The sequence below is a fragment of the Candidatus Planktophila versatilis genome, from assembly GCF_002288345.1.
Classification (GTDB): Bacteria; Actinomycetota; Actinomycetes; order Nanopelagicales; family Nanopelagicaceae; genus Planktophila; species Planktophila versatilis_A.
In genome coordinates, this window is the sequence record NZ_CP016781.1 from 1,173,664 (window position 1) to 1,199,460 (window position 25,797).

Consider the following 25,797-nt stretch of genomic DNA (forward strand, 5'->3'; position numbering starts at 1 on the left):
CTCTCTGTAAAGTGTGACTGTACACAGAGGTCGCGGGCGTTAACAAGTGTTTTCTATAACGTTTGTATCAAGATTCCCGGATATATCTAAAAAGAGCAGCCATATCCTGGTCATCAAAGCCGGCGCTTTGAGCGTGAGCATAAAGCTCGCGCACGCCTGTGGCAGCTGTGAGAGAGGTATCTGATGCTTGGCCAAGTCCCAGAATGAGGCCCATATCTTTCATCACGGTATCAATCCTCATCGCCACAGGGGCGGCTGGATCGAGGAAAGCTGCTCTCTTGTACTTAACAAAGGGGGCGGCAATGACGCTCTCTTCTAAGACGTCATAGGCAGCACTTGCTTGGATCCCATTTGCGGTGGCCAACGCAAGGCCTTCACTCACCGCAGCGTTTAAGGAGTGAACAATGAGATTGACCGCCAACTTCATTGCTTGGCCAGCACCGGCCACGCCAAGGAAAGCTGTCTTCTTTGCAAAGGCTGCAAAAATTGGTTCAACTTTCTTAATATCTGATTCTTTACCGCTTGCCATCACAAGTAGTTGATGTGCAGCAATGGTTGCAACACTGCCTGATACTGGTGCATCAACAAAGGCAATTGCTTTAAGCGCTAAAGCTTGATTGAGTGCTTTCGCACTTTCCACGCCACTAGTTCCCATATCAATAACTATGAGATTGCTTTTAACACCTGCCAATGTTTGAGGATCATCCAAGAGTACTGATTGCGTAACTTGACCGTTAGTGAATAAGCAAATGGCAAAATCGGCGACAGTTAAAGCATCGTGGGCGGTGTTGTGAGAATGAGTACTCCCTTGTGGAAGTGCGGCGGCAAGTTCGTCCGCAACGTTTTTATTTCGATTCCATAAATGAACGCTATGTCCTGCAGCGACCAGCTCTTTTGCCATGGCAGCGCCCATCTTGCCGACACCTAAGATTGCAACGTGTGATTGGTTAGACATTTTGTGGAGTTACCAAAATCTTTCCGTTAGCTTTTCCTGCTACCAGGACTTCGAATGCCTCTTTAACATTTTCTAGCGTGTAAATGCGGTCCGTGAGTAGGTTCGCAATAGTTCCGGTAGCCAAAAGGGACAAGGCTTCTGGGATGTCCTCCTTGCAGATGTGGGCAGCCGTTGTTTGTAAGACAACCTCTCTCAAAACCGCATCAACAAATGGAAATTCTTGAGGGGTTTTATTTAGGCCCATAAGTACAAGAATTCCACCCTTCTTTGTAAGTGCGAGCCCACGGGCAGCAGCATCTGGAGCCCCAGATGTCTCAAAAACTACATCTACACCAGTGGGGTAGAACTCCTTAACTTCGGCAGGTGTAATTCCAGTTGAAATCAAGATCGTCTTGTCAGCTCCTAGTTGTTTTGCCACATCTAAGCGCTTTTGATCTATATCCATCGCAATGATTTCTACGCCATAGTTTTGTAGAGCGACACAAACAAATGAACCAATTGCTCCAACCCCGAGAAGGATGACTTGGTCGCCTTTCTTCACACCCGCGCGACGAACGCCGTGAATACCAACAGCCAGTGGTTGGGCAAGTGCTGCACTCTCATCGCTCACATTATCGGGAATTGGTATGCAGATATTCTTTGGGGCAACTGCATACTCTGCTAATCCACCATGAATGCTTAAACCTAAGGTGTAATAGTTATCGCACAAATTAGTGCGACCTACCTTGCAGAGTGCACATTGGCCACACGAGACTCCTGCTCCACATGCAACTCTCTTTCCAATCATCTCTTGCGCATTTGATCCAGCTTCTACAACTGTTCCAATAAATTCATGTCCTAAAATTGTTGCGCCTTGGTGTTTACTATTGCGGTTCGCAATCTTTAATGGAACCAACATAGAATTCTTTGCATACTCAGATGCATCTGTTCCGCACAACCCGTTGTATTTCACATGCACTAGGACGTCATCAGGACCCAGATTTGTGGGTTTAGGAAAATCCTCAACTCGCAAGTCCTTAATATCGTGCAGGACCGCAGCGCGCATCGTTGTTGACATCATTTACCTGAGTTCGTAACGTGAACTTTTACTTGGCTCTTATCAGTAAGTACTTTCTGATAAGCCTTATCCGCATCAGAGATATCAAATGAAGAAGTAACTAGTTTGGATAGGTCAAGGTTGGTGCGTGATAAGAAGCGAATGGTTTCTGGCCACACACCTGGGGAGCCGATAATTCCACGTACCTGAAGCTCTTTCGATTGGATCAAACCCATTTCAGTTTGGGCTTTCCCGCCCACGCTAATTCCGATAATCACAACTCGTCCGTGAAATGCAGCAACTTCAAGAGTTTGAGCCATCGCCTCTGGGCGACCACTTGCATCGATGACAATAGTTGCTCCAACTCCCTTGGTTGCATCCATGACAGCCTCTTTAGTGTTCTGCTTTATGGGGTCAATAACTAGTTCTGCGCCAAGACTCTGTGCAATCTTGGCGCGATCAGCTGAAGGTTCAATCACAATTACCCGGGCGCCTTTTGCGGCAGATGCGGCAATAACTCCAAGTCCAATAGGACCAGCGCCAAATACAGCAACTGTGTCACTTGCATCCATATTCTCTGCGCGAACCGTTGCGTAGTAGCCACAACTAAATGGCTCAACAAGTGCGCCTTGGGTCCATGAGACATTCGCCGGCAGCTTGTGCAGCCAATCAGCTTTTGCAATGAAGAACTCAGCCATTGCGCCGCTGATGCTAAAGCCAAAGTGCTCCTGGCCGATAACACATTCACCTACTACGCGGTCACCTGCTTTTAACTTAGAGACCTTGCTGCCAACTTCCATAACTTCAGCTGACCACTCATGTCCAGGAATGATTGGATAGTTAAAAGGAATGATGTATCGACCTTCAAGGAGTTCGATATCAGAGTGACAAATACCCACAGAACGACTAGCTAAAAGAACCTCGTCATCAGCAATTTTAGGAATTGCAATCTCGTTAACGGACATCACGTTTGGGGACATGAATTGTAGAGCCTTCATTCTTCGCTTCTCATTTCGGTAGTAGGGTAGAAAATCTCAAAATCGTATTTATAGAAGAACCATTCCGCCATCAATCATGATGGTTTGACCCGTCATATAATCTGAATCACTCGATGCTAGAAATAGCGCCATTCCTTCCAAATCCGCAGGTGTAGCAGCCCGCCCGCGCAATATTCCAGCTGAGAATTCTTCTGTAGCTTGTCCAGGGCGCTCTGACATGCCCATCTCCATAAGATCTCGATCGAGATCAATCCATAGTGGTGTATCAACTACTCCTGGTGCAAAAGAATTACAAGTGATGTTGTGCTCTGCTAATCCTCGAGCTGTTGCTTGAGTCAGTGCATTGACCGCAAACTTGCTAGCGCAATAAGGGGCAAATGCTGGATAGCCCTGCCGGCCAGCGATAGATGCGGTATTAACAATCTTGCCGCTCTTCTGAGCGATCATGTATTTTCCAGCCTCCTGGGTGCAGATGAGTACACCCAGACCATTTACATTCATGATTGCATGCCAGTTCTCCTCGGTCACTTCCATTAAATGCATCGGTTTGTTAAACCCAGCATTGTTAAAGATGACATCGAGTGAGTCTGCCCAATCAACAAATTTCTTAAAAGCAGCTCGAACTTGTTCGCGGTTTGAAACATCGGCCGTCATGGCAATCGCCTGGCCACCTTTATCGTTGATGGCTTTGGCAACTCGCTCTGCTGCGGCCGTGTTTAAATCACACACACCGACCTTTGCGCCCTCGGCAGCAAGAACTTTGGCAAATCCCTCGCCGATACCAGAACCAGAGCCAGTAACTATGATTGATTTTCCTGAAACTCTTCCCATAAGAACTCCAATGATCGCGATCTACCCACAGGAGTTTGGCACTGCGAGCGCAAAGCGTCAAGTACTAGAGAACATTCAAGGCCATATCTTGTCTTTATGTTTAGTCTCACATAACATCGGCACATTGAGACGCCTCACTGAATGGATGAAAAAATGAGTAAAAACGCCCTAGTCATCGGAGTTACCGGCATTACTGGTAACAATATTGCAGCAGAGCTCCAGAAAAAGGGTTTCACTGTGTACGGCCTCTCACGTAAGCCAGGAATCATCGTCCCAGGTGTAAAGCACGTATACGGCGATGTTCTTGATCCAGCAAGTGTGAAAAAGGCTGTTGAAGATCTCCCTATTTCACATCTCTTCTTCTGCACATGGTCACGTCAGAATAGTGAGAAAGAAAATATCGCTGTTAATGGCGCGATGTTACAAAATACGCTTGATGCTTTTGCCCAAAAGCGCACACTTGAGCACACTGTATTGATTACTGGCCTTAAGCACTACCTCGGGCCCTTTGAATCATATGCAGCAACTCCAATGGAAACTCCATTTAAAGAGAGTCAAGCTCGTCTGCCCATTGATAACTTTTATTACACACAAGAAGATATTTTGTTTAAAGCAGCTGCTGAACAGAATTTCACATGGTCAGTTCATCGTCCTCACACCATGATTGGCTGGGCGTTAGGCAATGCGATGAACATGGGTGTGACACTTGCTGTCTATGCTTCAATCTGTAAAGAGACTGGCGCTCCATTTATTTTCCCTGGCTCCAAAGAACAATACAACGGCGTTACCGATGTAACGGATGCCCGCTTGCTCGCGCGCCATGCGGTCTGGTCTGCAACAGATCCTGCCGGAAAGAATGAAGCCTTTAATACTGTCAATGGCGATGTATTTCGTTGGCGACAACTCTGGAAATTACTTGCAGAGTACTTTGATGTTACTGATCCAGGCTACCCTTCAGAACTTTCTCCACTTGAACCACGCATGTCAGGTGCTGATGCTCAGTGGGAGAAGATTGTTGCTAAATATTCATTGAAGCCACACAAAGCATCTGAAATAGCTTCTTGGTGGCACTCTGATGCTGACCTAGGACGTCAGGTAGAAACCTTTGCTGACATGGGTAAAAGTCGCAAGGCAGGGTTTAGTGATATTCAAGTAACGCCTGATTCCTTCTTTGAGCTTTTTGAAAAACTCAGAGCTGAAAAAATTATTCCGCCACGTTCTTAATTACAATTTAAATACATCGGGGTGCTGGGCTAATTCAAGCCTGGTACGCCTGATGTGCCCAAATAAGATCCGTTCGGCATCATCAGAATCGCGCTTAATAATCGCCGATAACAGTAAATGGTGCTCGTAATGAGCTGCCTTGAAGTGGCTAGCAGCCAATAGGCGAGAGTATGCGCGCCGATAGTGCTGAGTTGTATTCCATAACCGATTGACCATATCACCTACCAACACAGTCTCTGCCTTCGAATATGAGAGTAGGTGGAATTTACGATCTAACTTAAGAAAAGTTTCCACATCATTTGTCGCTTCCATCTGATTAGCTAAATCGCTGAGTTCAGCAATAAGTGAATCCGTCATTGCTGGAATACTCAGGCGAAGTAGCAGCGGCTCCACACGTTCACGGATTTGATACATCTCCTCACACTCAGCCAGGCTGAGGTGTGAAATCCAAGCACCAGTATGAGCGACAAGGTTGATCAGCCCTTCAGCTTCAAGAATGCGTAGCGCTTCCCGAACTGGAGACCTAGATGCACCAAATTGCTCTGCAATATCTTCTTGACGAATACGAACTCCCGGAGGGAATTTGCCAGAGAGTATCTCCTCTTTCAGAGAATTTGCGATTTGTTGACTGAGAGCCAGGTCGTTCTCGTTGTGAAGAACAGTCATTACATTTCCGGTTTCGCTGGGTGCCAGAGAATTGTTGTCGCATTTTTTTCATAGGCCTTGCCGGCAGGATAGGAAACAAGTTCAAACTGCATTCCCCATGGGCTTGTGAAATACACCCACTTTTGTCCTTCTGAGTGACTTTTACTTAAAGTTGGTTCTCCGAGTATTGAAACGTTTTTGCTCTTGAGATATTCAAGGGCTTGATCAAAATCATCAACATAAAAGGCTAAGTGGTGCCCACCGATATCAGAGTTCCTAGGTTGAGCAGCAGCTCCATCGGCTGCCTCATATTGAAATACCTCAAAGTTTGGCCCGGACTTGCACCTAAAGAAGCGAAGTTCGCGCATCACCGTGCGAGGGTGAACACCTAAGTGCTCTGCCATCCAATCGTCATCGCTACTAAATGGCCCGAGGCTATAAATGAGCTCACAGCCAATGACATCGACGAAGAATCTCTCAGCTTGGTCTAGATCGGGCACGGTAAATCCAATGTGTTCGGTGCCGCGTAGCCCTGGAATTCCTGTCATTGAAGAGCCCTTTCTCTTAATTGGATACAATCTAGCCTTATTTGACCCAAAAAGGTAAGATTTTGATAATAAACCTTGTGATTGGATGCAATCTTAGTTTACTGTTCTCCCATACGGCACTTGTCCATAGATCCGTCTTACCCCATGAGGAGTTCTCCATGACTAATCGCACCCCCCTTGAAGCGCGAGCGCCCTGGGTTGAAATTGCGACGACTCCCGATGATTGGAAGAAGGCAGATCCACAACTTCTGGAGACGATGCTCGGACAGCTGCACTTAATTCGTGCATTTGAAGAGGTAGTACTGGAGCTAGCGAGTGAAGGTTTAGTCCACGGTCCAGCGCACTCCTCGATAGGTCAAGAGGGCGGTGCTGTCGGCTCAATCATTTCGCTTAACTCACAGGATGCAATCAATGGATCACACAGAGGTCACCATCAATTCCTGGCCAAAGTTATTAACCATGTCTCAAATGGAAAATTGGATGTTACAGCGCTAGTCAATCCTGCCTTACAAGAAGTTTTACAACGCACACTTGCTGAAATTCTTGGATTAGCTCAAGGGTATTGCAGTGGTCGCGGCGGTTCTATGCACCTTCAATATTTTGAAGCCGGAGCCCTTGGCACAAATGCAATTGTTGGCGGCGGCGTCCCGCTTGCTGCAGGAAACGCCTGGGCGCAAAGAAAAGCACTCACTAATAATTTAACTGTTTCATACTTTGGCGATGGCGCTGTCAATATTGGCTCTGTCCTTGAGACTATGAATTTAGCTGCCGCTTGGAAGCTGCCGATGGCATTTTTCATTGAGAATAATCTCTATGCAGTATCAACACACGTTTCTGAAGTAACAGCTGAACCACGTCTTTCAGCTCGCGCACTTGGTTTTGCAATTCCATCATGGAAAGTTGATGGAATGGATCCACTTGCGGTGCACCTAGCAATGAGGGAGGCAGAGTCACATATGCGCAGTGGCAAAGGTCCGGTTGTCATTGAGGCAGATGTCTACCGTTTCTTCCATCAAAATGGACCATTTCCTGGCAGCGCATTTGGTTATCGCTCCAAGGAAGAAGAAGCTCAGTGGCGCGAACGCGATCCGCTCTTGCGCGTTGCAACAGAGATGATTGCATTGGGATTAATTGACCAAGCTGGCGTTGATTTAGTTCGCACGCAAGCACTTGATGCCAACCGTCTTGCCGCAGCGGCACTGCTTGAGCCCAACCCAGATGCACCAGGAAAGCGAAGAATTAGACCTGAGCTATGGCCAGATGTCTCCTTCGTCAATGTTGGAGTGCGTGGAGATGCCTCTGAACTCAAGGGAGCTCGCACGCTAGAGCCACTCACAGACGGTGGCACAAAGACCAATGTTAAATTCGTTGACGCCGTTGCTGGTGTAATCGATGCGGCCATGGAGAAAGATGAACGAATAATTGTTCTTGGTGAAGATATCCATCGCCTCAATGGCGGCACTAACGGAGCAACTAAAGGTTTGTCCAAGAAATACCCTGATCGAGTTCTTGGAACCCCAATTAGCGAAAATGCATTTGCTGGTCTTGGTGGCGGCCTCGCACTCGATGGTCGTTATCGACCAATCGTGGAATTCATGTATCCAGATTTCATGTGGGTTGCAGCTGACCAAGTGTTTAATCAAATTGGTAAGGCTCGCCATATGTTTGGCGGAAAAAATCCAGTTCCACTAGTTCTTCGCACCAAGGTTGCAATCGGAAGTGGTTACGGATCACAGCACCTCATGGATCCTGCCGGAATCTTTGCAACAAGTCCTGGCTGGCGAATCGTTGCAGCATCTACTCCGGCTGAATACATCGGTTTGATGAATGCCGCACTTGCGCTTCAAGATCCAGTACTTGTCCTTGAACATGTTGATCTCTATCAAGATATGGGTGATGTCCCCGAAGGTGACTTCGGTTATCAAATCCCATTTGGTAAGGCAAATATTCGACGCGAGGGCAAAGAGTTAACAATTCTTACCTACTTATCCATGGTCAAACATTCACTGACTGCCGTTGAGCAAAGCGGAATGGATGCAGAAGTTATCGATTTACGATGGCTAGATCGTGCTTCAATTGACTGGCAGTGCATTGAAGCCTCAATCAAGAAGACAAACTCTGTTCTCATTGTTGAACAGGGCGCATCTGGAACTTCTTATGGCAGTTGGCTCTCTGACGAAATTCAACGCCGTTACTTCGACTGGTTGGACCAGCCGATACAACGCGTCTCTGGATCAGAGGCGTCCCCAAGTATTTCTAAGGTTCTCGAACGTGCTGCCTACGCTGGCGTGGAAGAAGTAGTTGCAGGCCTTGCTCGCGTCAAAGCTGGATTTGGCGGTAATAAATAGCATGGCATCAATTATGAGAATGCCAGAAGTTCTGGCCAACGCAACTGAGGCAATCATCGCCAACTGGCTTATCCAGGAAGGTGGCTCATTTGTTGTCGGGCAAGGGATGGCTGAAGTTGAGACTGAGAAGGCTCTCGTTGAAGTGCCAGCGGAAACGGAGGGGATACTAGGAAAGTACCTCGCCATTAATGGCGCATCTGTTCAAGTGGGTGCTCCCATTGCAATTTTGCTCTCAGTAGGTGAAGGCCAAGCCGAGATAGATTCTTTGATGGCTGAGGCAGGAGTGCAAGCTTCTTCTATCCCTGAGCCGGTAGCAAATATCAGCACACCTTCCGTTGTTCAAGAAGTCGTTGCAGAAACACCAAAGGCAACAGCACCAAAGGCAGAATCTAACGGACGGCTTTTTTCTAGCCCACTTGCTCGCCGAATCGCTAAGGAAAATGGGATCGATCCAGCTTCAATTCAGGGTACTGGTCCTGGTGGCCGAATTGTTAGACGTGATGTGCAGGATGCAATCTCTACTGGCACAAAACCTGAAGCAAAGTTTGTTAACACTGTAATTCCGCAAGGAACTTTCGTAGATACTCCACATTCAGGCATGCGAAAAGCGATTGCCCGCAGATTGACTGAAAGTAAGACCACAGTTCCGCATTTCTATTTATCTGCTCCAGTCATTGCTAATGACATGTTGAATTTTCGAACAAAATACAACGAGTGGGCAGATAAAAAAGTTTCAGTTACCGATCTCATTCTCAAAAGTGTGGCCGCTGCCTTCACAGATGTTCCTGCGGCAAATGTCATCTGGACCGAAGCAAGTTTGCGTCAGTTCAGCGACGTGGACATCTCAATTGCGGTTGCCGCCGATAAAGGTTTAGTGACTCCGGTTGTGCGCGCTGTGAATCAGTTGAATCTTGGACAACTCGGTCTGGCAACTACCGACTTAATTGATCGCGCCCGCGCCGGTAAATTAAAGCAAAATGAAATTGAAGGCGGATCATTTTCTGTAACCAACCTTGGTATGTATGGAACAGATGAGTTCTCTGCAATTCTCAACCCACCTCAATCGGCAATTTTGGCGGTAGGTGCTGCAAAGCAGAAGCCTGTTGTGATTGATGGTGAGATTCAGATTCGTTCAATTATCAATTTCACACTGTCAGTGGATCATCGAGCAATCGATGGAGCGCTGGCAGCTCAATGGCTTGCTGCTTTCGTTAAGCGTTTTGAAAATCCGTTCTGGCTAGCGATTTAACAAATACTCAAGAAGTTAGAGTATTTCGACGCCAATATATTTGGTCTGTAGGAATTCATGAATTCCATCAAAGCCACCTTCGCGGCCAAGACCTGATTGCTTCACGCCTCCAAAAGGCGCTGCCGGATCAGAAATCACACCTTTATTGATGGCAACCATTCCCGATTCCATAGCTTCGGCGATGTGTATCGCGCGTCCTAAGCTGGAAGAGAACACGTAACTAATAAGGCCAAAATCTGTGTCATTTGCTAAAGCAATTCCCTCTTCATCGGTATCAAAGATGACCACTGGGGCTACTGGACCAAAGATTTCATGATTTAGGATTGGGTTGTCTTTGTCGACGCCTAAAACAGTTGCAGGGTAGAAAGCTCCATCACCATCAGGTAACTTCGCCCCAAGATGAACTTTTGCACCTGCAGCCACTGATTCATCAACAATTTGTGCGATTTTGTTGCGCTCCTTCATTGAGACAGATGCCCCAAGCGTCGTTGACTTATCAGTTCCACGACCCATGACAAAAGCTGACATAGATTTAGTGAATTCGCCAATGAATTTTTCAGCAATGGGGCGCTGCACATAAATACGGTTTGCTGCGGTGCAAGCTGCGCCACCATTGCGCATTTTTGCCAATAGTAATTGAGGAATAGTTACAGCCAGATCTGCATCGTCGCAGACAATCACTTGTGCATTGCCACCAAGCTCCATAGAACAACGAATGACATTGTCTGCAGCCTCTTTAAGAAGAACTCGACCGACTTCGGTAGATCCGGTAAAGGAAAGGTTCTTAACTCGTGAATCATGCAGCATCATAGAAATTGCAGGTCCAGTTTTTTCTGGAAGCACTAGGTTAAGAACTCCTTTAGGCAAACCTGCGCGCTCCATAATGTCCACGATATACATGGCAGTTAATGGAGTTTCGGTCGCTGGCTTTAAAATCATCGTGCAGCCTGCAGCAACTGCTGGGCCAATCTTGCGAGTAGCCATTCCTGCAGGAAAATTCCATGGCGTAATCAGAATCGAGAGACCTATCGGTTGGTGGGTAACAAGTATTCGCTTATCCCCCGATGGCGACTTACGGAAATCTCCAGGTGTGCGAACTGCTTCTTCTGCAAACCAACGGAAAAATTCAGCTGCATAGGCTGCTTCACCCCGAGCATCTGGCATTGCTTTTCCGTTTTCGCGTGAAATTAGCGTTGCGATTGCTTCTAACTCATTTGTCATAATTTCAAAAGCTTTGCGTAATATTTCAGATCTCACTCTGGGAGCCGACTTTGCCCAAGCCACCGCGGCCGCATCTGCTGCAGAGATTGCCTCCTCGCATTGGGAAATCGAGGCCAAAGAAACTTCTGCAATTACCGAATTATCACTTGGGTCATAGACGGCGACTTTGCTCGCTCCATCTACCCACTGGCCATCTATATATAGCTGAGTCCGCATAGTGGCTAGCATACGCGCAGCCTGCAAGAAGTTAAAGCCGAAGAACTCTACGATAGTAGTCTTGAAAGATAATTGCTTTATCTGCATTAAGGGGGTTGCCGATGCCTATGTCTTGGACTGATGATGCGCCGGAACCGGTAGCACTTCAAGAGCACGCACATGTGAAAGATCCATTCTCTTACAAGGTAAAGCGCTTTTTCTTAGGCGGCGCACTTAATCGTCATTCGCTCGGTCATCAACGCCTGAGCAAGAGATATGGGCTTGGAATTCTCTCTTCGGACTGTATTTCATCTTCTGCCTACGGTTCAGAACAGATTTTGATAGCACTCCTTCCTGCCTTTGGTTTAGCGGCATTCGCAATCTTGATGCCAATGACAGCAATAGTTCTTGTAATACTTGTCATCATTACATTGTCATATCGAAATGTCATCGATGTGTATACGAAAACTGGTGGCGCATATATTGTCTCGCGCGATAACTTCGGGCCTGTTGTTGCACAAATAGCAGCTGTTGCGTTGATGCTTGACTATATTGTCACTCTCGCAATTCAAGCCGCCGCAGGTGTCGCTGCAATAATTTCAACTTTCCCTTCCGCTGAACCGTGGAAGATGCATATGATTTTTGCCGTCATTGCACTTCTCACATATGGAAATTTGCGTGGGGTAAAAGAGGCAGGTAAGGCATTCGCATTTCCTACCTATTTCTTTATCGGATGCATGTTCATTGTCTTTGGCATGGGGCTCTACCGTTTAGCAAATGGAACTTTGCCTGTGCTCGATACCGATCTACCCGGTGCCGTCGAATTAGGAGAGCCACAGGGCCTACTTACTTTCGCCGCAATTTTTATCCTGCTTCGCGCTTTTGCAAATGGTGGATCATCTCTTACTGGACTTGAAGCAATCTCTGATGGTGTTGCTCTCTTTAAAACGCCAGAGCATGTGAACGCCAAGCGCACCCTCGTCATCATGAGCTGCCTGCTTGGAACTCTTGTTTTAGGAGTCTCTTACTTTGCTCATCACATCTATGCCATGCCATATGAATCTGGTGTTCCGACTGTAATTTCACAGATTGCTAAAGCTGCAGTGGGTACAGGCGCCTTTGGCTCAGTTATGTTTATTATGGTTCAGCTAGCAACAATGCTTATTTTGTTTGCTGGAGCGAACACCACATATAGTGCATTCCCATTACTAGTTAACTTTATTGCTTCAGATGGTTACCTGCCACGCCAGTTAACTAAGCGCGGCCACCGTCTTGCATTCTCAAACGGAATTCTCTTGCTTGCGGGTGGCGGAATCCTCTTAGTGGTAATCACAGCCGGATCTGTCGAGCATCTCGTCGCTTTCTATGCCCTCGGAGTTTTTACTGGCTTTACATTGGCTGGCTTCGGAATGACTCGCTACTTCCTGCGCACCAAACCAAAGGGATGGAAGATTAAAGTCTTTATAAACGGGCTTGCAGGTTCAATCTCGCTAATAATTGTCATCATTTTCTCTGTCGTTAAATTCACTCAAGGCGCATGGTTGGTACTTGTGACGGCGCCAATCTTGGTCGCAACATTCTTGCGTTTACGCCGTCAATACACACGCGAACAAGATGCTCTCTCTGTGAAGACCGAGCAAGAGCGTGCTACTTCTATGGCACGTCACATGGTCACAATATTCGTCGATAGCGTCGATGTTGCGACAGTTGGAGCAGTTCGTTATGCACGAAGCCTTAAACCACACAAGATTAGAGCAGTGCATTTCGTCATCGATGATCGTCGCGCTGAAGATATTCAAAAAGCCTGGGCAGCCTCCGTTGCCCTTGAAGATGTTCAGCTTGAACTCATTGATTGCCCAGACCGTCGAATCGTTAACTCTGCCCTCGACTACGCAATTCGCAAGACCGAGAAACCCGATGTTGAATTAACCATTTTATTGCCTCGTCGTTCATACTCACGATTCTTAGGTCGCCTGCTCCATGATCAGACAGCGGAAAACATTGCAGCACCAATCTCACAGCTGCAGCGTGTGGTAGCAACGATCGTGCCATTTGATGTCAACAGAATTACTTCAGGTAAACCGCTTGCTATCAACCATGCGAGTGAAAGCCTGGCCCACGTTAAGACCACCGATTTCCAGAAGCCAACACAGGATGCTCCGAAGGTTTTTGCTCCGGTTACTCACTATGTAGACGATGTCACCGCAATCGGAGAGATCCAATGGCGTAAGCGCTCTATGGTCCACGGCAGGGTAACTTCAATTTCAACCGCTCCGCGTGGTTCTGCGCCGATACTTCAGGTTGAAGTGTGGGATCACAGTGGTGGAATCACTTTGAACTTCTTGGGTCGCCGAGAAATAGCTGGCCTAGAAGTTGGTATGGAGATGCGTGCAGAGGGAATGGTCGGGGAAGAAGATGGACAGCTCGTTATTTTAAATCCTTCTTACGAACTACTTATCTGAAAAGAAATCTTTCAGTAACTGCGCACACTCAGCTTCACGTACTCCAGCTGTTACCTCAACGCTAAAAATCGAACGCGGATCACGGAGTAGATCCCAAACCGAGCCCACTGCTCCTGCTTTTTCATCCCAAGCACCAAAGATCAACTGTGAAATTCTTGATTGTGCGATAGCACCAGCGCACATGGCGCACGGTTCGAGCGTCACAACCAAGGTGCAACCATCAAGGCGCGAATTTTGTAATCGTGAAGCTGCATTACGAATTGCAACTACTTCGGCGTGGGCTGTCGGGTCGTTATTTGCCTCGCGTTCATTGGAGCCTATTCCAATAACAATGCCATCTTTATTCAAGACAATTGCGCCGACTGGAACATCTCCTGTGCGCACGGCGTCATGAGCGATTGCAATTGCCTCACCCATTAATTCATTTGGCGTACGAAGTGAAATTTTTATGACTCCAATAACTCTGCGAATTGCTCGCCAAATCCTAATCGATGAGCAATAGCTTCAATCAGTTCATCTGGAAAGAGGTTGGCATCATCACAGAGAGTTGAGAGTTCCATATGAGGTAGGCCTAAGTCAGCAAAGATATCTAGGTCGCCGGTAGGAAGTGGCTCATCTTCTTCATCTGGTGCATCAATATCTGCAATCTCTAAAAATTCGGCGGCCACTTCATAGTCGAGAGCCGCGGTGATATCGCTCATGAAGTATTTGACGTTACTACCTAGTACGCGAATTGCGATGAAGAATTCATCATCGATAGCGATGAGAGCAACAGCACCACCATTTGTTTGCTGCTTTTTTAGCCGATCAATAATGTGAGTTAGGTCATCCGGATCAGGCAAAGCGGCAAGAGACCAGCGGCCGTCTTCATGCCACGCCTCAATTGCGAAGTCCTGGGTCTGCTCTGACACATCAACCATTTTGGCACTCATTGGATTAGAAAGAAAGCCCTGTAGAGTAAATGACATGAAAGTTCACGTTGCGAACCATCCGTTAATCTCTCATAAATTAACCATTCTGCGCGATGAAAAGACCGATTCTCCAACTTTCAGACTTCTTGTTGAAGAATTGGTGACTCTGCTCGCATATGAGGCAACCCGCGACGTTCGCACCACATCTATCTCCATTAAAACTCCAGTGACAGCTACGACCGGATTAGTACTAGCCGAACCGCGTCCAGTTGTCGTACCCATCTTGCGCGCGGGTTTGGGAATGCTAGAAGGCATGACAAAGTTATTGCCGACAGCACAAGTTGGCTTCCTTGGGATGGTTCGCAACGAAGAAACGCTGCAAGCAAGTACCTACGCAAATCGTTTACCCGAGAATCTATCTGGTCGCCAGTGTTTTATTCTTGATCCAATGCTTGCAACAGGTGGAACTTTGGCTATGGCGATTAATTACCTCATCGAGCGAGGCGCAAATGAAATTACTGCCATCTGTTTACTTGCCGCCCCTGAAGGAATAAAAGTGCTTGAGGATGAATTTAAGGATGCAGGAATTCCTATCACGCTAGTAACGGGCTCACTCGATGAAAAGTTAAATGAAAAGGGATACATAGTCCCTGGCTTAGGCGATGCTGGCGATCGTCTCTACGGAGTTGTGTAAATGGCTTCTACATCACCAGGCTACGGAATCACGATTCGTGTTGAGGGATCCCCAGAACTTCAACCTGTTGCTTTGATTACCACAACAATTACTAACGCTGGGGCCACCATTACTGCACTCGATGTTGTTGAATCTCTACTTGAAAAAGTAGTCATTGACGTTACTTGCGACACGATTGACTCTGACCACGCTCAACAAATTCACGATGCTCTTTCAGCCAATAATGGACTTACCGTTCGCAAGGTAAGTGATCGCACTTTCTTGCTTCACCTCGGAGGAAAGATTGAAGTTACTTCAAAAGTGCCTCTGAAAACTCGTGATGATTTATCGCGTGCCTATACTCCTGGTGTTGCTCGTATTTCGCAAGCAATTGTTGATGACCCATCCGATGTTCGCCGCTTGACCATGAAGCGCAATACCGTGGCTGTTGTTACTGATGGCTCTGCCGTGCTCGGCCTTGGAAATATTGGTCCAGCTGCGGCCCTTCCCGTCATGGAAGGAAAGGCAGCTCTCTTCAAGCGCTTTGCAAATGTGGATGCGTGGCCTGTCTGTCTAGATACCCAAGATGTTGATGAAATTGTTCGAACTGTGCAACTCATCGCCCCCGTCTATGGTGGAATCAATCTCGAAGATATCTCTGCTCCACGTTGTTTTGAGGTAGAACGTCGCTTACGTGAACTTCTTGATATCCCTGTATTTCACGATGATCAGCATGGCACCGCAATTGTTGTACTTGCGGCGATGCGCAATGCTCTTAAGTTGGTAAAGAAAGATCTTTCAAAGGTGCGAATTATCATGAGTGGTGCTGGCGCTGCTGGCACAGCTATCGCACGACTTCTGGTCCTAAGCGGTGCAACTAATATCATCGCCTTCGATAAAGATGGCGTGATTGGTAAGAATTCAACATCTACTGACCCAATGCGTTCTTGGTTCATCGAACATTCCAATCCAGCCAATTTTGCTGGTGATATTCACCAAGCAATGGTTGGAGCAGATATCTTTATTGGAGTCAGCGCCCCTCAGGTTCTTAGTGAAGAGGATGTGGCAGCTATGGCTGCAGGTTCAATCGTCTTCGCACTAGCAAACCCTGATCCAGAAATTGACCCAGTTATTGCACGTAAGTATGCAGCGGTAGTAGCAACTGGGCGTAGTGATCATCCAAATCAGATCAATAACGTTCTTGCATTCCCGGGCATCTTCCGAGGTCTACTTGATGCACAGGCACATAAAATTACAGACAAATTACTTGTCGCTGCAGCCGAGGCGATTGCCGATTGTGTGAGCCCATCACAACTGAATACTTCATTTATTGTCCCAAGTGTCTTTGATCCAAACGTTGTAACAAAAGTTGCGGCGGCAGTTAAGGCTTCTGTGTGATTGAACTAGCTGCGTCATTTGACTCTCAACTATCAACTCTTGCTCCGTTCATTTTTTACATAGTTATTGGGGCAATAGTTTTCGTTGAAACTGGTCTTCTCTTCGGTTTCTTCTTGCCTGGCGACTCAATCTTGTTCAGTGCAGGCTTGGTGGCTGCTTCGCATGGAAACATCAACATCGCGGTATTGGTGGCTGTCATACTCCTCGCTGCATTCTTCGGAGATCAAGTTGGATTTGTCATTGGTCGTGTCGTGGGGCGCCCTTATCTAGATAAGAGAAAATCGCCGCGCGTGCAACGAATGATTGTGCGCTCCGAACGCTTCTATGAAAAATCAGGCTGGTGGGCAGTTGTTGCAGCGCGCTTCTTCCCTTGGATTAGAACTTTTGTGCCTCCAATAGCTGGTGCCTCAAAGATGAATTACTACAATTTTTTATCTGCCAATGTCGTGGGGGCAGTTCTGTGGGGTGCAGGAATTACTCTTGCTGGTTTCTATGCAGCAAGTTTTCCATGGGTGAAAACATTCTCGTACGCCATTGCCGCCTTCTTTATTATTGCTTCGCTGGTTTCTTCACTCGTGAACTACTCACGCCACCGGCGATCACTCCTAGATAAGTCATAAATATTCCAGTAATCAGATAGGCGCTGATCTGAACTCCGTCTGTCGGTGACACTAAGTCAATAATCAATGAGCCAACAAGTTGCCCGCCGACGCTAAAGAGGGTGAATGTCAAAACACCTAGATGCTGAACTATTGTTGAAATGAAGGCGATATAAACAACTCCTATAACACCACCGGTATAAATCCACCATGGTCCTGCAGGCAGAGCGCTGAGATGACTCTTTCCAAGGATGATTCCGACCACCATCAGAATTAGCAGAAGTGAGGTTCCAGTGATGAAATTCAATAGTGAGGTGGTAAAACTCTGTTGTGAGTGTTTGTTAATTTCTCCATTAAGCGCACTTCGAATTCCGACCAAGGCACCCGCAAGGCAGCCACCTGATACAGCAATTATTGAAAGGTTACTTGCATTTAAACGATCAAATACTGAAATAATGACTGCAAGAACAGTTAACAATGCAGCTCCAACTCGGCGAATAGATATGGGGCGCGTTCCACCACCTGTGAGACCAATACGATCAACAACGAGAGAAACTGCTGTCTGGCCAGCAATCGAGGCTACGGAATAAAGGGCCACTCCCATAAGGGGAACAATCTGGGTTTGAATCGCTACAAAACTCCCTCCCATCGTTCCAGCGAGGAGTTTCCAGCGAGCAATTTTTCTCGATGCCACAGCCTGCTGCAAATTCTTGATTCCCTGCTTCATCCCTGAATGGAAAAAAGCAACAATGACAATGATTATCAGGCCTGAACCAAATGAAATCAGTGCTGCTTGAAGACTATTATTTAATCTAATAGAGAGTTCGCCATTAGCGCGAGTTTGTAGCGCAATCAATACACCAGATAACGCTGCCAATATATCTAAACGCATAGGAGCAGGTTATCTCAAGGCTCTAACAAGAGCGTTACCTGGAGCCACTCTTCCTCATATTTGTCTTTTTCGGCGTGCAGTGACAATAAATTATCATTAACTAACTGGAGGCCTTCTGCATCAGATGCAACAATCACTAATTTTGTTTCAAGTTCAGTAATTTTCACATCAATTTTTTCCATCTGGCGTTCGAGTCGGACTTTATCTTTTTTAAGCTGTCTCTGCTCTGCAGCACTCGACCCGGATGATTGCTTTGGTGCAGTGTTACTGCGAGAGGACACTGAATCAGCACGTTGCTCCAAGTACTGATCTACGCCTCTAGGTAGATCTCGAAGATTTTCATCTCCAAGCAACCCATAGAAGCGATCACAGACTCGCTCGAGAAAATATCTATCGTGAGAGATAACAATCAGAGTTCCACCATAGCTGTCGAGTAAATCTTCGAGTTCGGTGAGGGTTTCAATATCAAAATCATTTGTGGGTTCATCGAGTAAGACAACATTGGGCGAATCCATAAGCAATCGGGTTAATTGCAATCGTCGTCTTTCTCCCCCAGAAAGATTTCCCACCGGAGTCCACTGGGCATCGCGATCAAAGCCTAGACGTTCGCATAGCTGGGAAGCAGATAAAGTCTTTCCTTTGCCAATCTCCACATGGGTTGCAACTTTTTCTACCGCTTCAAGTAGACGCCACTCTGGATCTAACTCATCTAAATGTTGGGTGAGGAAGGCAATCTTTACTGTAATGCCTGTGACAAGTTTCCCAGCTGAGAGTTGATGCAAGCCAGCCAAAGTACGCATGAGAGTTGTTTTTCCGGAACCATTAACTCCCACTATTCCTATGCGATCTCCTGGCCCGATGTTCCATGTGAGATCTTCGATCAACTTCTTATCACCAGCCCTGATAAGTGCATGATGTAGTTCAAAGACAGTATTTCCTAGGCGATTGAGTGCAAACTTTAAAAGTTCAGTTGAATCACGTGGGGCAGGTTCGGCAGAGATCAATTCATTTGCCGCATCAACTCGAAACTTTGGTTTAGTTGTTCTAGCTGGTGCGCCTCGTCTAAGCCAGGCTAACTCTTTACGGATGAGATTGTTTCTTCGACTATCCAATACATTTGCCTGACGAGATCTTTCAGCTTTTGCTAAAACGAAAGCTGAATAACCACCGTCATACTCCTCTACTTTTCCAAGTATTACTTCCCAGGTTCGATCTGTGACTGCATCTAAGAACCATCGATCGTGAGTAACAACAAGAAGTGCTAAATCTTTTCGATTGTTTAAATGCTGGGCTAGCCAGGCAACGCCTTCAACATCTAAGTGGTTTGTTGGCTCATCAAGTAATATCAGATCCAGATCATCAATGAGTAACTTGGCAAGACCTACCCGTCTTTTTTCACCACCTGATAGCGATGAGAAGACTCTTTCGAATAGATGGTCATCAAATCCACCAAATAGTCCGGTAAATATCTCACGTATCTGTGGGTCACTAGCCCATTCGTGTTTCTCACGATTGCCAATCACAACATCACCAACGGTGGCATCGGCGGCGGCTGTATCAATCTGAGAGAGAATTCCAATACGCGCTGCATTTGATTTTGTTACTCGGCCAGCGTCTGGATCTTCTACGCCTGCAATAATCTTCATGAGCGTGCTTTTACCCGAACCATTGCGTCCGACGATTCCGATTCGTTCACCCTCTGAGACTCCGAGTGAAACACCATCGAGAAGAGGACGAATATCGAAGGCTTTAGAAACCTCTTCGATATTTACAACATTGCGCGCCACGGTAGGAGAGCGTACCTTTGAACTATGAAGGTCACTGACCGCGCTTACGCGTTGGAATTAGATAAGAATGACCCACTGGCCGAATATAGAAGCAAGTTCGTAATCACAGACCCTAACCTCTGCTACCTCGATGGAAATTCCTTGGGAAGATTGCCCCATGCCACCGTCAAAGCGGTGGGAGATTTCCTGTCCCACGAGTGGGGCAATGAAGTTGTTACCGGTTGGAGCCATTGGATCGATGAAGCGCAGGTAGCTGGAGATCTTCTGGGCCGAGCAGTTCTAGGCGCAGGCGCTGGGCAAGTTCTAGTCTGTGACACAACTTCAGTTAATTTCTATCAACTTTGTTTAGCGGCAATTAACGCACGCCCTGGCCGAAAAACAATAATTACAGATGCGGCAAATTTTCCTACTGATCGTTACATACTCGATGGAATCGCAAAGAGCCATGGCCTGAACCTGGTAATCATCGACAACGAAGATCCTGCAATTGCAGAAAATGAGTTAGTCACCGCAGAACTGCTAGAGAAGTACATGACAGAAGATGTCGCACTAGTAACTTTCGAAGTAATTCAGTATCGCTCCGGTGCTCGTACAGACATTAAATCCATCACTGATTTGGCGCGAAATTATGGTGCGCTTGTTGTTTGGGATGCCAGCCATGCAGCGGGCGCTATCGAGATGAACTTCGATGAAAACGGGGTTGATCTTGCAGTGGGATGCACATATAAATATGGCAATGCTGGCCCTGGATCACCAGCCTGGTTATATGTGAATAAGAAAATTCAAAGTGAATTGCAGACTCCCATCCAAGGGTGGTTTGCAAATGAAGATCAATTCGGCATGGGAGCTGATTTCGTTAAAGCAGAAGGAATTCGCGGTTTCCAAATAGCTAGTCCGTCCATTGCTGGAATACGCGGCGTGCAAGTTTCCTATTCGATGATTGAAGAGGCAGGTATAAACGTCATAGCATCGAAAGCTGCTATCGGAACCCAGATGATGATTGATTTATTCGATGAATGGTTAGCTCCTCTTGGTTACACCCTTTTAACCTCTAGAAATCCTCAGGAACGCGGTGGACACATCTCACTTGGTCATCCTGATGCCGCAAGAATTTGCGTTGCACTTAGAAAATTTGCCAATGTAATCCCTGATTACCGCACTCCTAATGCCATACGCCTGGCTATCTCCCCGTTAGCGACTTCCTATGTCGAGGTGTGGGATGGATTCCAACGAATTACAGCCCTTACTGAGACCCGTCAATACGAGAAAATTCAAGGATCGGAATCTCGCGTCACATGAGTAATGAATTCGATTCCGCCCTTACATACAGTTCATACCTTGCCATCGATGAATTACTTGCACTCCAAAAGCCACTTTCCACCGGACCTGAGCACGATGAAATGCTTTTTATTGTCATCCATCAAACCTATGAACTCTGGTTCAAACAGTTAATCCATGAATTCTTCGAAGCCCAACGTGCACTTGAATCTGGTAACACCCACTATGCACTTGCCATACTTGGGCGGATCCGGACCATCATGAAGGTATGCGTTGCACAGGTAGATATTTTAGAAACGATGACTCCCCTGCAGTTCAATGCTTTTCGAGGCTTTCTCTCGTCATCTAGCGGATTTCAATCAGCGCAATTTAGAAAAGTCGAAGCGATTCTTGGCCGTCGCGATAGCCGTATGTCGAGCCACCTTCCACCGGAGGTTCAATTAGAAATTGCTGATATTACATCTCGCAATTCATTATGGGATTCTTTCCTGGATTATCTACAAGCACGAGGTTACACACTTCCCCATGAAGTAATCTCGCGGGATAAATCAATTGCATATGAATCCAATTCGCTTGTTCAAGATGTTCTCTTAACTGTTCATAAGCAAGATCCCGAGAGTTCCATGGTAAGTGAGCGACTGGTAGATATTGATGAAGGTATTCAAGAGTGGCGATACCGCCATGTGAAAATGGTTGAAAGAACTATCGGAAAGAAACCAGGAACCGGTGGTTCCAGCGGAGTCGAATATCTTGCAAGCACTCTCTTTAATCCGATATTTAAAGATCTCTGGGAAATTCGCTCTCGCTTCTAGCTAGGACCAGGAGTGCTGTAGGCGGACTGTGCAATCTCCTTGCGTCGCCTCATGTAATTCTCGGATGCACCAGTTATTAGATGTTCAAAACGCATCGATCCCTTAATAAGTGGGTCAAGATCTTCAGCAGTATTTTGAGATCCCCAGATTGGTGCCTCGCGGTGTACTAAGTCATCAACGTTATGGGGATTTATCGTGCGATAAATGAGAGCCGCCCTTCTGAGAACTGACCACAATAAAAGTCGCTTCAGGCGATTAATGGGACTTTGACGATACATCTTTGTCATACTTGCCAAGTCGTAAAGAATCTTCGCAATTTCTTGCCCGCCCACTGGATCTGGAAGATGCTCACATTGCTGATGTAGCCGCGCGCGAATTTGCGAATCTTGTAATTTTCTTACTGTTGCAGTGATGTTGCTTAAATCTGACTGGTCGGCACGTAAGGCGAAGCCCATGTCATGACACCATTGTGCACGGGCTTCTTGATCATCAGTTCCTCGAATATTAGAGACAAATACTGTTGGTACTTGCGCCGGTAAAAGTTCATGAACCCCGTTATATCCGGTGGCACAGACGCTTGCATCAAATGCGCGCAACACCTGAGCTAGTGGGAAATGGCGCACTACCCGAATATCTAAGCCATCGGGTGCCAACGAGGCGCCATTCTTATCAACTGGATCTTTGGTGAGTACAACCTGCAAATCTTTCCATCCAATAAGCCCTGAGAGTGCGGCATTCATTTTCTGATTCACATCACTATCACCGGTGCCAAGTTGCACCAGTACAGCTGGGCGATTTATATCAAGACCTAAAACTTTTCGGGCGTCATCGCGTGACAGAGCCTTATCTTTTTCAAAGAGTGAAACTGGAGCGGTAAGGATGGCTTCATTGCGCCCAGCCGTTGGTCCGAAATCATAGCCTCGAGCAAAATCCCCAGGTTCAACAACCTGATCTACTAATTGCGATTGAAAGGGAAGAACAAAGCGCAAGAGATTTTTTTGCCACATGCCTCGTCGTATCCACACAAGTTTTAACTGGGGATCCATCAATTTAGTTGCAATAAACCCTGGATAAGGAACAACGCCATCGAAGGCTATGACGCTGGCGCCAGTTTCCTGAGCTATCGCAACTAAGCGATCGCGAAAATAGGTATCCCATTTACCGCGCGGCATCCATCCGCGAGTCTTTCCTGGAATGTATTCACATCGAATACCAGTAGCCGATGGGATCTCAGCAATTCCTCCGGCAACAGAGACAATCACAGGGGTGGCAAATTCCTGCATTGCTTTTGCTATCGCAGTTGCTCTGGCAAGGTGCCCCATTCCGATTCCGTTGCTTGTCGCAAGGATTATTGTCGGTTTAGCCATTGCGCAATACTTTTCGAAGAATCAACTTCCCAAGCTTTTGGATAAAGATGAAAAGCTGCGCAGGAGAATTAATTTTCTTCCCCTCGCGCTTGAGAAACCGATTGAAGCGCTTGATGCGAGATTTTCTACCAGCATTGAGCTGAAGAAACTTCTCATCTGTCATCCAATTGAGTCCCCATTGTGTAGAGATATTTTCATTCACATCACCGCCTGATGTGAGCGCGCGAGAAAGCGCTGGTGCAAAAATCACAAAAGCTCGATTATCTTCCTTGTCCACAACTCCCACCAGGCCATGACCTTGAGTTATCTGTAAGTCAACCAAATGCTTTAAATCAACCTTAGATGAGCCTTCAATAAATATGTAGTGCGGTGTTGCACTTGGTTGAATTAATTCAATAACGCTATCGATTGTCACGTTTATTTCTGAATCAATTTCGACAAATGTATAACTCTCATCTGCCTTTAACCAGCTATGGATTTCCCGAAGGTCGGCAAACTTATCTGCAGTTGGCGAGTATCGACTTCTCAGAAGCTTCCATGGGCCCATCAAGGTGAAATGAGCAGACGTACCATTGACTGCTAGCAGCTCCTGCCTGCGCAGGAGCAAATCTCTTAAGGTTAAATTGCGGGCATCAACAAAGACTTGGTATGTAGGAACTTTCCAATCAAATTCATAGCGCGCCCGAACTGAATGCATTTCTGGAATAAACTGTGCTAACGCTGGATCATTATGGCGGTGAATCAACTCTCTATTCTTCTCGACTGTACTAAATCCTAAATGCCAAGAGTGCGCCTCTCGCTCCGGAACTGTTCTTAGCCCATTTGTAAAGATACGCCAACCTAATTCAGTATCTTCACCAGTGATGAGTTCGCGGTTATAGCCGCCTAGTTTTTTCCACTGAGAATTCATAATTGAAAATGTTGCACCTACAAAAGTTCGATATCCTTCAAGTGCCGGATTTACTAAATCCTGCGTGCGATTGACTCGCTCTTCCCACAATTCTTTACTCCAGCTCTGAGAATGCAGCTGATGGAATCCACCTTTACGTAGCGATTCCAAGAGCATGGCTGGTGTGTAATCCCAGTGATCGACAAATCGCTTCCAGCCTAAGACCGCAAAATCATCTGCTTCGTGATGCCACTTCATATGGTGGGCAAGGTGGTCAGGTTCGAAAACCATATCTGCATCGATGAACCACAGAACATCTTCTTTAAGTCCTGCTGCAAAATGGTTAGTAGCCGCAGTCTTTCCCCAGTGAGATGGCGAGTTTTTATACTTTAATAGGCGTGTTTTTTTCGGTGAGATTGAAGGAATAGTTATTGGTGTGCTACTTCCATCGTCAATGACATAAACGCTGACCAGGCGTGATGGGTAACTCTGCGAGGTAAGGGAGGCTAAAACAAGATTCAGTTTCTCTTGTCCATCTTTGCATGCAATGACCACGGCCACTGACAGCGAAGGCCTACTCACTAGCGCAAGATTTTGAGGGCGGTTAAACCTAAAATTGGTACTCATAGGAGATTACCTCCAAATACCGGGTGTTTCCATCTTCCGACTACATGTTCATTTGCCCCGTTGAGATACTTGGAATAGTTCGTTGCATAAGTATGGAATGTAAAGGTGCGGCGATAAATGTATCCGGCCCCAAAAGTTCTCCAGATTTTTCCACCGTTATTAGTTACTCCGCTGAGTAAGAACCTGTCGACTGCAGTATTACCATCTCCGAACCAATGTGCAGCTTCAGCTACTGCACGCTTAGCAAGAATTGTTCCTCCGCAAACCCAATCACTCCATAACTCAACTGCTTGGATTCCATGAGGGGAGAACCTGCGTACGGTCAGTTGCAGAGGTTCGAGATATACATAATTCATCGCTTTGCCCACTACATCCGCACCGGTATCAAGGGCTGCATCCAATAAATCTCTTAGGTGCTCAGGTCCGTAATAATCATCATCATCCATCTTTGCGATGAATTCTCCTGACGATGATTGGGCTAATGAAGAGAGAATTGTGCCAAGGCTACTCTCTCGGTCGAATGTGTATATGTTTACTGAGATTTTTCGTTTTTCGAGAACTTGAATCAGTTTCTTGTGTGAGGCATTTAATTTAATTGCATGCAGACCGAGTTGTAATTCAAATAAAGGAAGGCTTTGGCTGACTAACTGTTGCAGTAGATTGGTCAGATCATCTGGACGAACCGTAGAAACTAGAACCGAGACTGAAGGGTATTTCTTAACTTTCGACCTTCGCTGCTTACGCAATAGTTCTAGAGCATCAATTTCTTGAGAAAAGCTGGTGAGTTTATCTAGACTCTTAATTGCGGGCTCTGACACAGGGTAAGACTATCAATGTTCAAAACTTGGACTG

Annotated in this window: 23 protein-coding genes; 9 read left to right on the top strand and 14 right to left on the bottom strand. The window is 46.5% G+C overall.

Features of this window, described 5'->3' with window-relative positions; translation table 11 throughout:
• Window positions 1-67 precede the first annotated feature (67 nt).
• The 4 genes from A1sIIB142_RS06085 to A1sIIB142_RS06100 all read right to left on the bottom strand — a co-directional run bounded on the left by A1sIIB142_RS06085 (window position 68) and on the right by A1sIIB142_RS06100 (window position 3,820).
• Window positions 68-955 (bottom strand): NAD(P)-dependent oxidoreductase, encoded by an 888-nt coding sequence (locus A1sIIB142_RS06085; RefSeq protein ID WP_095694039.1) that lies wholly within the window; start codon window positions 953-955, stop codon window positions 68-70.
• A complete protein-coding gene (locus A1sIIB142_RS06090; RefSeq protein ID WP_223299190.1) occupies window positions 948-2,015 on the bottom strand; it encodes a zinc-dependent alcohol dehydrogenase in 1,068 nt (355 codons plus the stop codon). The genes A1sIIB142_RS06085 and A1sIIB142_RS06090 overlap by 8 nt, the downstream gene beginning before the upstream one ends.
• Entirely contained in the window at window positions 2,012-2,971 is a 960-nt protein-coding gene (locus tag A1sIIB142_RS06095; protein WP_223299191.1) for a zinc-dependent alcohol dehydrogenase, read from the bottom strand. The genes A1sIIB142_RS06090 and A1sIIB142_RS06095 overlap by 4 nt, the downstream gene beginning before the upstream one ends.
• A gap of 66 nt (window positions 2,972-3,037) precedes the next feature.
• A complete protein-coding gene (locus A1sIIB142_RS06100; protein ID WP_095694041.1) occupies window positions 3,038-3,820 on the bottom strand; it encodes an SDR family NAD(P)-dependent oxidoreductase in 783 nt (260 codons plus the stop codon).
• 153 nt (window positions 3,821-3,973) lie between these two features.
• On the opposite strand from A1sIIB142_RS06100, the gene A1sIIB142_RS06105 reads away from it, so the two are divergent.
• On the top strand, window positions 3,974-5,044 hold the full coding sequence (locus tag A1sIIB142_RS06105) for an SDR family oxidoreductase (RefSeq protein ID WP_095694169.1): 1,071 nt from the start codon (window positions 3,974-3,976) through the stop codon (window positions 5,042-5,044).
• Here the strand turns inward: A1sIIB142_RS06105 and A1sIIB142_RS06110 are convergent, their stop codons facing one another.
• Together A1sIIB142_RS06110 and A1sIIB142_RS06115 are read right to left on the bottom strand one after the other, a co-directional pair.
• Window positions 5,045-5,710 (bottom strand): GntR family transcriptional regulator, encoded by a 666-nt coding sequence (locus A1sIIB142_RS06110; RefSeq protein WP_095694042.1) that lies wholly within the window; start codon window positions 5,708-5,710, stop codon window positions 5,045-5,047.
• Entirely contained in the window at window positions 5,710-6,237 is a 528-nt protein-coding gene (locus A1sIIB142_RS06115) for a VOC family protein (protein ID WP_095694043.1), read from the bottom strand. Before A1sIIB142_RS06115 ends, A1sIIB142_RS06110 begins: the two co-directional genes overlap by 1 nt.
• A 158-nt stretch (window positions 6,238-6,395) precedes the next feature.
• Here A1sIIB142_RS06115 and A1sIIB142_RS06120 point away from each other — a divergent pair, with 158 nt between their 5' ends.
• Together A1sIIB142_RS06120 and A1sIIB142_RS06125 are read left to right on the top strand one after the other, a co-directional pair.
• On the top strand, window positions 6,396-8,585 hold the full coding sequence (locus A1sIIB142_RS06120) for an alpha-ketoacid dehydrogenase subunit alpha/beta (protein WP_095694044.1): 2,190 nt from the start codon (window positions 6,396-6,398) through the stop codon (window positions 8,583-8,585).
• A gap of 1 nt (window position 8,586) precedes the next feature.
• Window positions 8,587-9,834 carry a dihydrolipoamide acetyltransferase family protein gene (locus A1sIIB142_RS06125; protein ID WP_095694045.1) on the top strand — a complete coding sequence of 416 codons (1,248 nt, stop codon included), beginning with the start codon at window positions 8,587-8,589 and terminating at the stop codon, window positions 9,832-9,834.
• A gap of 15 nt (window positions 9,835-9,849) precedes the next feature.
• Here the strand turns inward: A1sIIB142_RS06125 and A1sIIB142_RS06130 are convergent, their stop codons facing one another.
• Window positions 9,850-11,271 carry an NAD-dependent succinate-semialdehyde dehydrogenase gene (locus tag A1sIIB142_RS06130; protein WP_095694170.1) on the bottom strand — a complete coding sequence of 474 codons (1,422 nt, stop codon included), beginning with the start codon at window positions 11,269-11,271 and terminating at the stop codon, window positions 9,850-9,852.
• A 107-nt stretch (window positions 11,272-11,378) separates the two neighbouring features.
• Here A1sIIB142_RS06130 and A1sIIB142_RS06135 point away from each other — a divergent pair, with 107 nt between their 5' ends.
• A complete protein-coding gene (locus A1sIIB142_RS06135; protein WP_223299192.1) occupies window positions 11,379-13,712 on the top strand; it encodes an amino acid permease in 2,334 nt (777 codons plus the stop codon).
• Here the strand turns inward: A1sIIB142_RS06135 and A1sIIB142_RS06140 are convergent.
• Together A1sIIB142_RS06140 and A1sIIB142_RS06145 are read right to left on the bottom strand one after the other, a co-directional pair.
• Complete coding sequence (locus A1sIIB142_RS06140; protein WP_095675352.1) at window positions 13,701-14,129, bottom strand: nucleoside deaminase; 429 nt, start codon at window positions 14,127-14,129, stop codon at window positions 13,701-13,703. The two genes, A1sIIB142_RS06135 and A1sIIB142_RS06140, sit on opposite strands and share 12 nt — an antisense overlap.
• Before the next feature lie 29 nt (window positions 14,130-14,158).
• A complete protein-coding gene (locus A1sIIB142_RS06145) occupies window positions 14,159-14,680 on the bottom strand; it encodes a tRNA adenosine deaminase-associated protein (protein WP_095675353.1) in 522 nt (173 codons plus the stop codon).
• Between A1sIIB142_RS06145 and upp the strand changes: the two genes are divergently transcribed.
• From upp to A1sIIB142_RS06160, 3 genes are read left to right on the top strand one after another with little or no spacing between them, the layout of a single operon-like run.
• On the top strand, window positions 14,679-15,317 hold the full coding sequence (upp, locus tag A1sIIB142_RS06150) for a uracil phosphoribosyltransferase (protein WP_095694047.1): 639 nt from the start codon (window positions 14,679-14,681) through the stop codon (window positions 15,315-15,317). The two genes, A1sIIB142_RS06145 and upp, sit on opposite strands and share 2 nt — an antisense overlap.
• Entirely contained in the window at window positions 15,318-16,694 is a 1,377-nt protein-coding gene (locus A1sIIB142_RS06155; RefSeq protein ID WP_095694048.1) for an NAD-dependent malic enzyme, read from the top strand. It begins immediately after the preceding gene.
• Window positions 16,691-17,314 carry a DedA family protein gene (locus A1sIIB142_RS06160; protein ID WP_095694049.1) on the top strand — a complete coding sequence of 208 codons (624 nt, stop codon included), beginning with the start codon at window positions 16,691-16,693 and terminating at the stop codon, window positions 17,312-17,314. Before A1sIIB142_RS06155 ends, A1sIIB142_RS06160 begins: the two co-directional genes overlap by 4 nt.
• On the opposite strand, the gene A1sIIB142_RS06165 is transcribed toward A1sIIB142_RS06160, so the two are convergent.
• Entirely contained in the window at window positions 17,244-18,185 is a 942-nt protein-coding gene (locus A1sIIB142_RS06165; protein WP_095694050.1) for a DMT family transporter, read from the bottom strand. The two genes, A1sIIB142_RS06160 and A1sIIB142_RS06165, sit on opposite strands and share 71 nt — an antisense overlap.
• 14 nt (window positions 18,186-18,199) lie before the next feature.
• Window positions 18,200-19,972 carry an ABC-F family ATP-binding cassette domain-containing protein gene (locus A1sIIB142_RS06170; protein WP_095694051.1) on the bottom strand — a complete coding sequence of 591 codons (1,773 nt, stop codon included), beginning with the start codon at window positions 19,970-19,972 and terminating at the stop codon, window positions 18,200-18,202.
• Window positions 19,973-19,996: 24 nt separating this feature from the next.
• Here A1sIIB142_RS06170 and A1sIIB142_RS06175 point away from each other — a divergent pair, with 24 nt between their 5' ends.
• Together A1sIIB142_RS06175 and A1sIIB142_RS06180 are read left to right on the top strand one after the other, a co-directional pair.
• The gene (locus A1sIIB142_RS06175) at window positions 19,997-21,271 is read left to right on the top strand and encodes a kynureninase (protein WP_095694052.1); all 1,275 of its coding nucleotides are present in this window, start codon (window positions 19,997-19,999) and stop codon (window positions 21,269-21,271) included.
• Window positions 21,268-22,062 carry a tryptophan 2,3-dioxygenase gene (locus A1sIIB142_RS06180; RefSeq protein WP_095694053.1) on the top strand — a complete coding sequence of 265 codons (795 nt, stop codon included), beginning with the start codon at window positions 21,268-21,270 and terminating at the stop codon, window positions 22,060-22,062. The genes A1sIIB142_RS06175 and A1sIIB142_RS06180 overlap by 4 nt, the downstream gene beginning before the upstream one ends.
• On the opposite strand, the gene A1sIIB142_RS06185 is transcribed toward A1sIIB142_RS06180, so the two are convergent.
• The 3 genes from A1sIIB142_RS06185 to A1sIIB142_RS06195 form a co-directional block, all read right to left on the bottom strand.
• Complete coding sequence (locus A1sIIB142_RS06185) at window positions 22,059-23,429, bottom strand: glycosyltransferase (RefSeq protein WP_095694054.1); 1,371 nt, start codon at window positions 23,427-23,429, stop codon at window positions 22,059-22,061. The two genes, A1sIIB142_RS06180 and A1sIIB142_RS06185, sit on opposite strands and share 4 nt — an antisense overlap.
• Window positions 23,422-24,879 carry a glycosyltransferase family 2 protein gene (locus tag A1sIIB142_RS06190; protein WP_190283257.1) on the bottom strand — a complete coding sequence of 486 codons (1,458 nt, stop codon included), beginning with the start codon at window positions 24,877-24,879 and terminating at the stop codon, window positions 23,422-23,424. The genes A1sIIB142_RS06185 and A1sIIB142_RS06190 overlap by 8 nt, the downstream gene beginning before the upstream one ends.
• A gap of 62 nt (window positions 24,880-24,941) precedes the next feature.
• The gene (locus A1sIIB142_RS06195; protein ID WP_095694056.1) at window positions 24,942-25,763 is read right to left on the bottom strand and encodes a glycosyltransferase family 2 protein; all 822 of its coding nucleotides are present in this window, start codon (window positions 25,761-25,763) and stop codon (window positions 24,942-24,944) included.
• Window positions 25,764-25,797 lie beyond the last annotated feature (34 nt).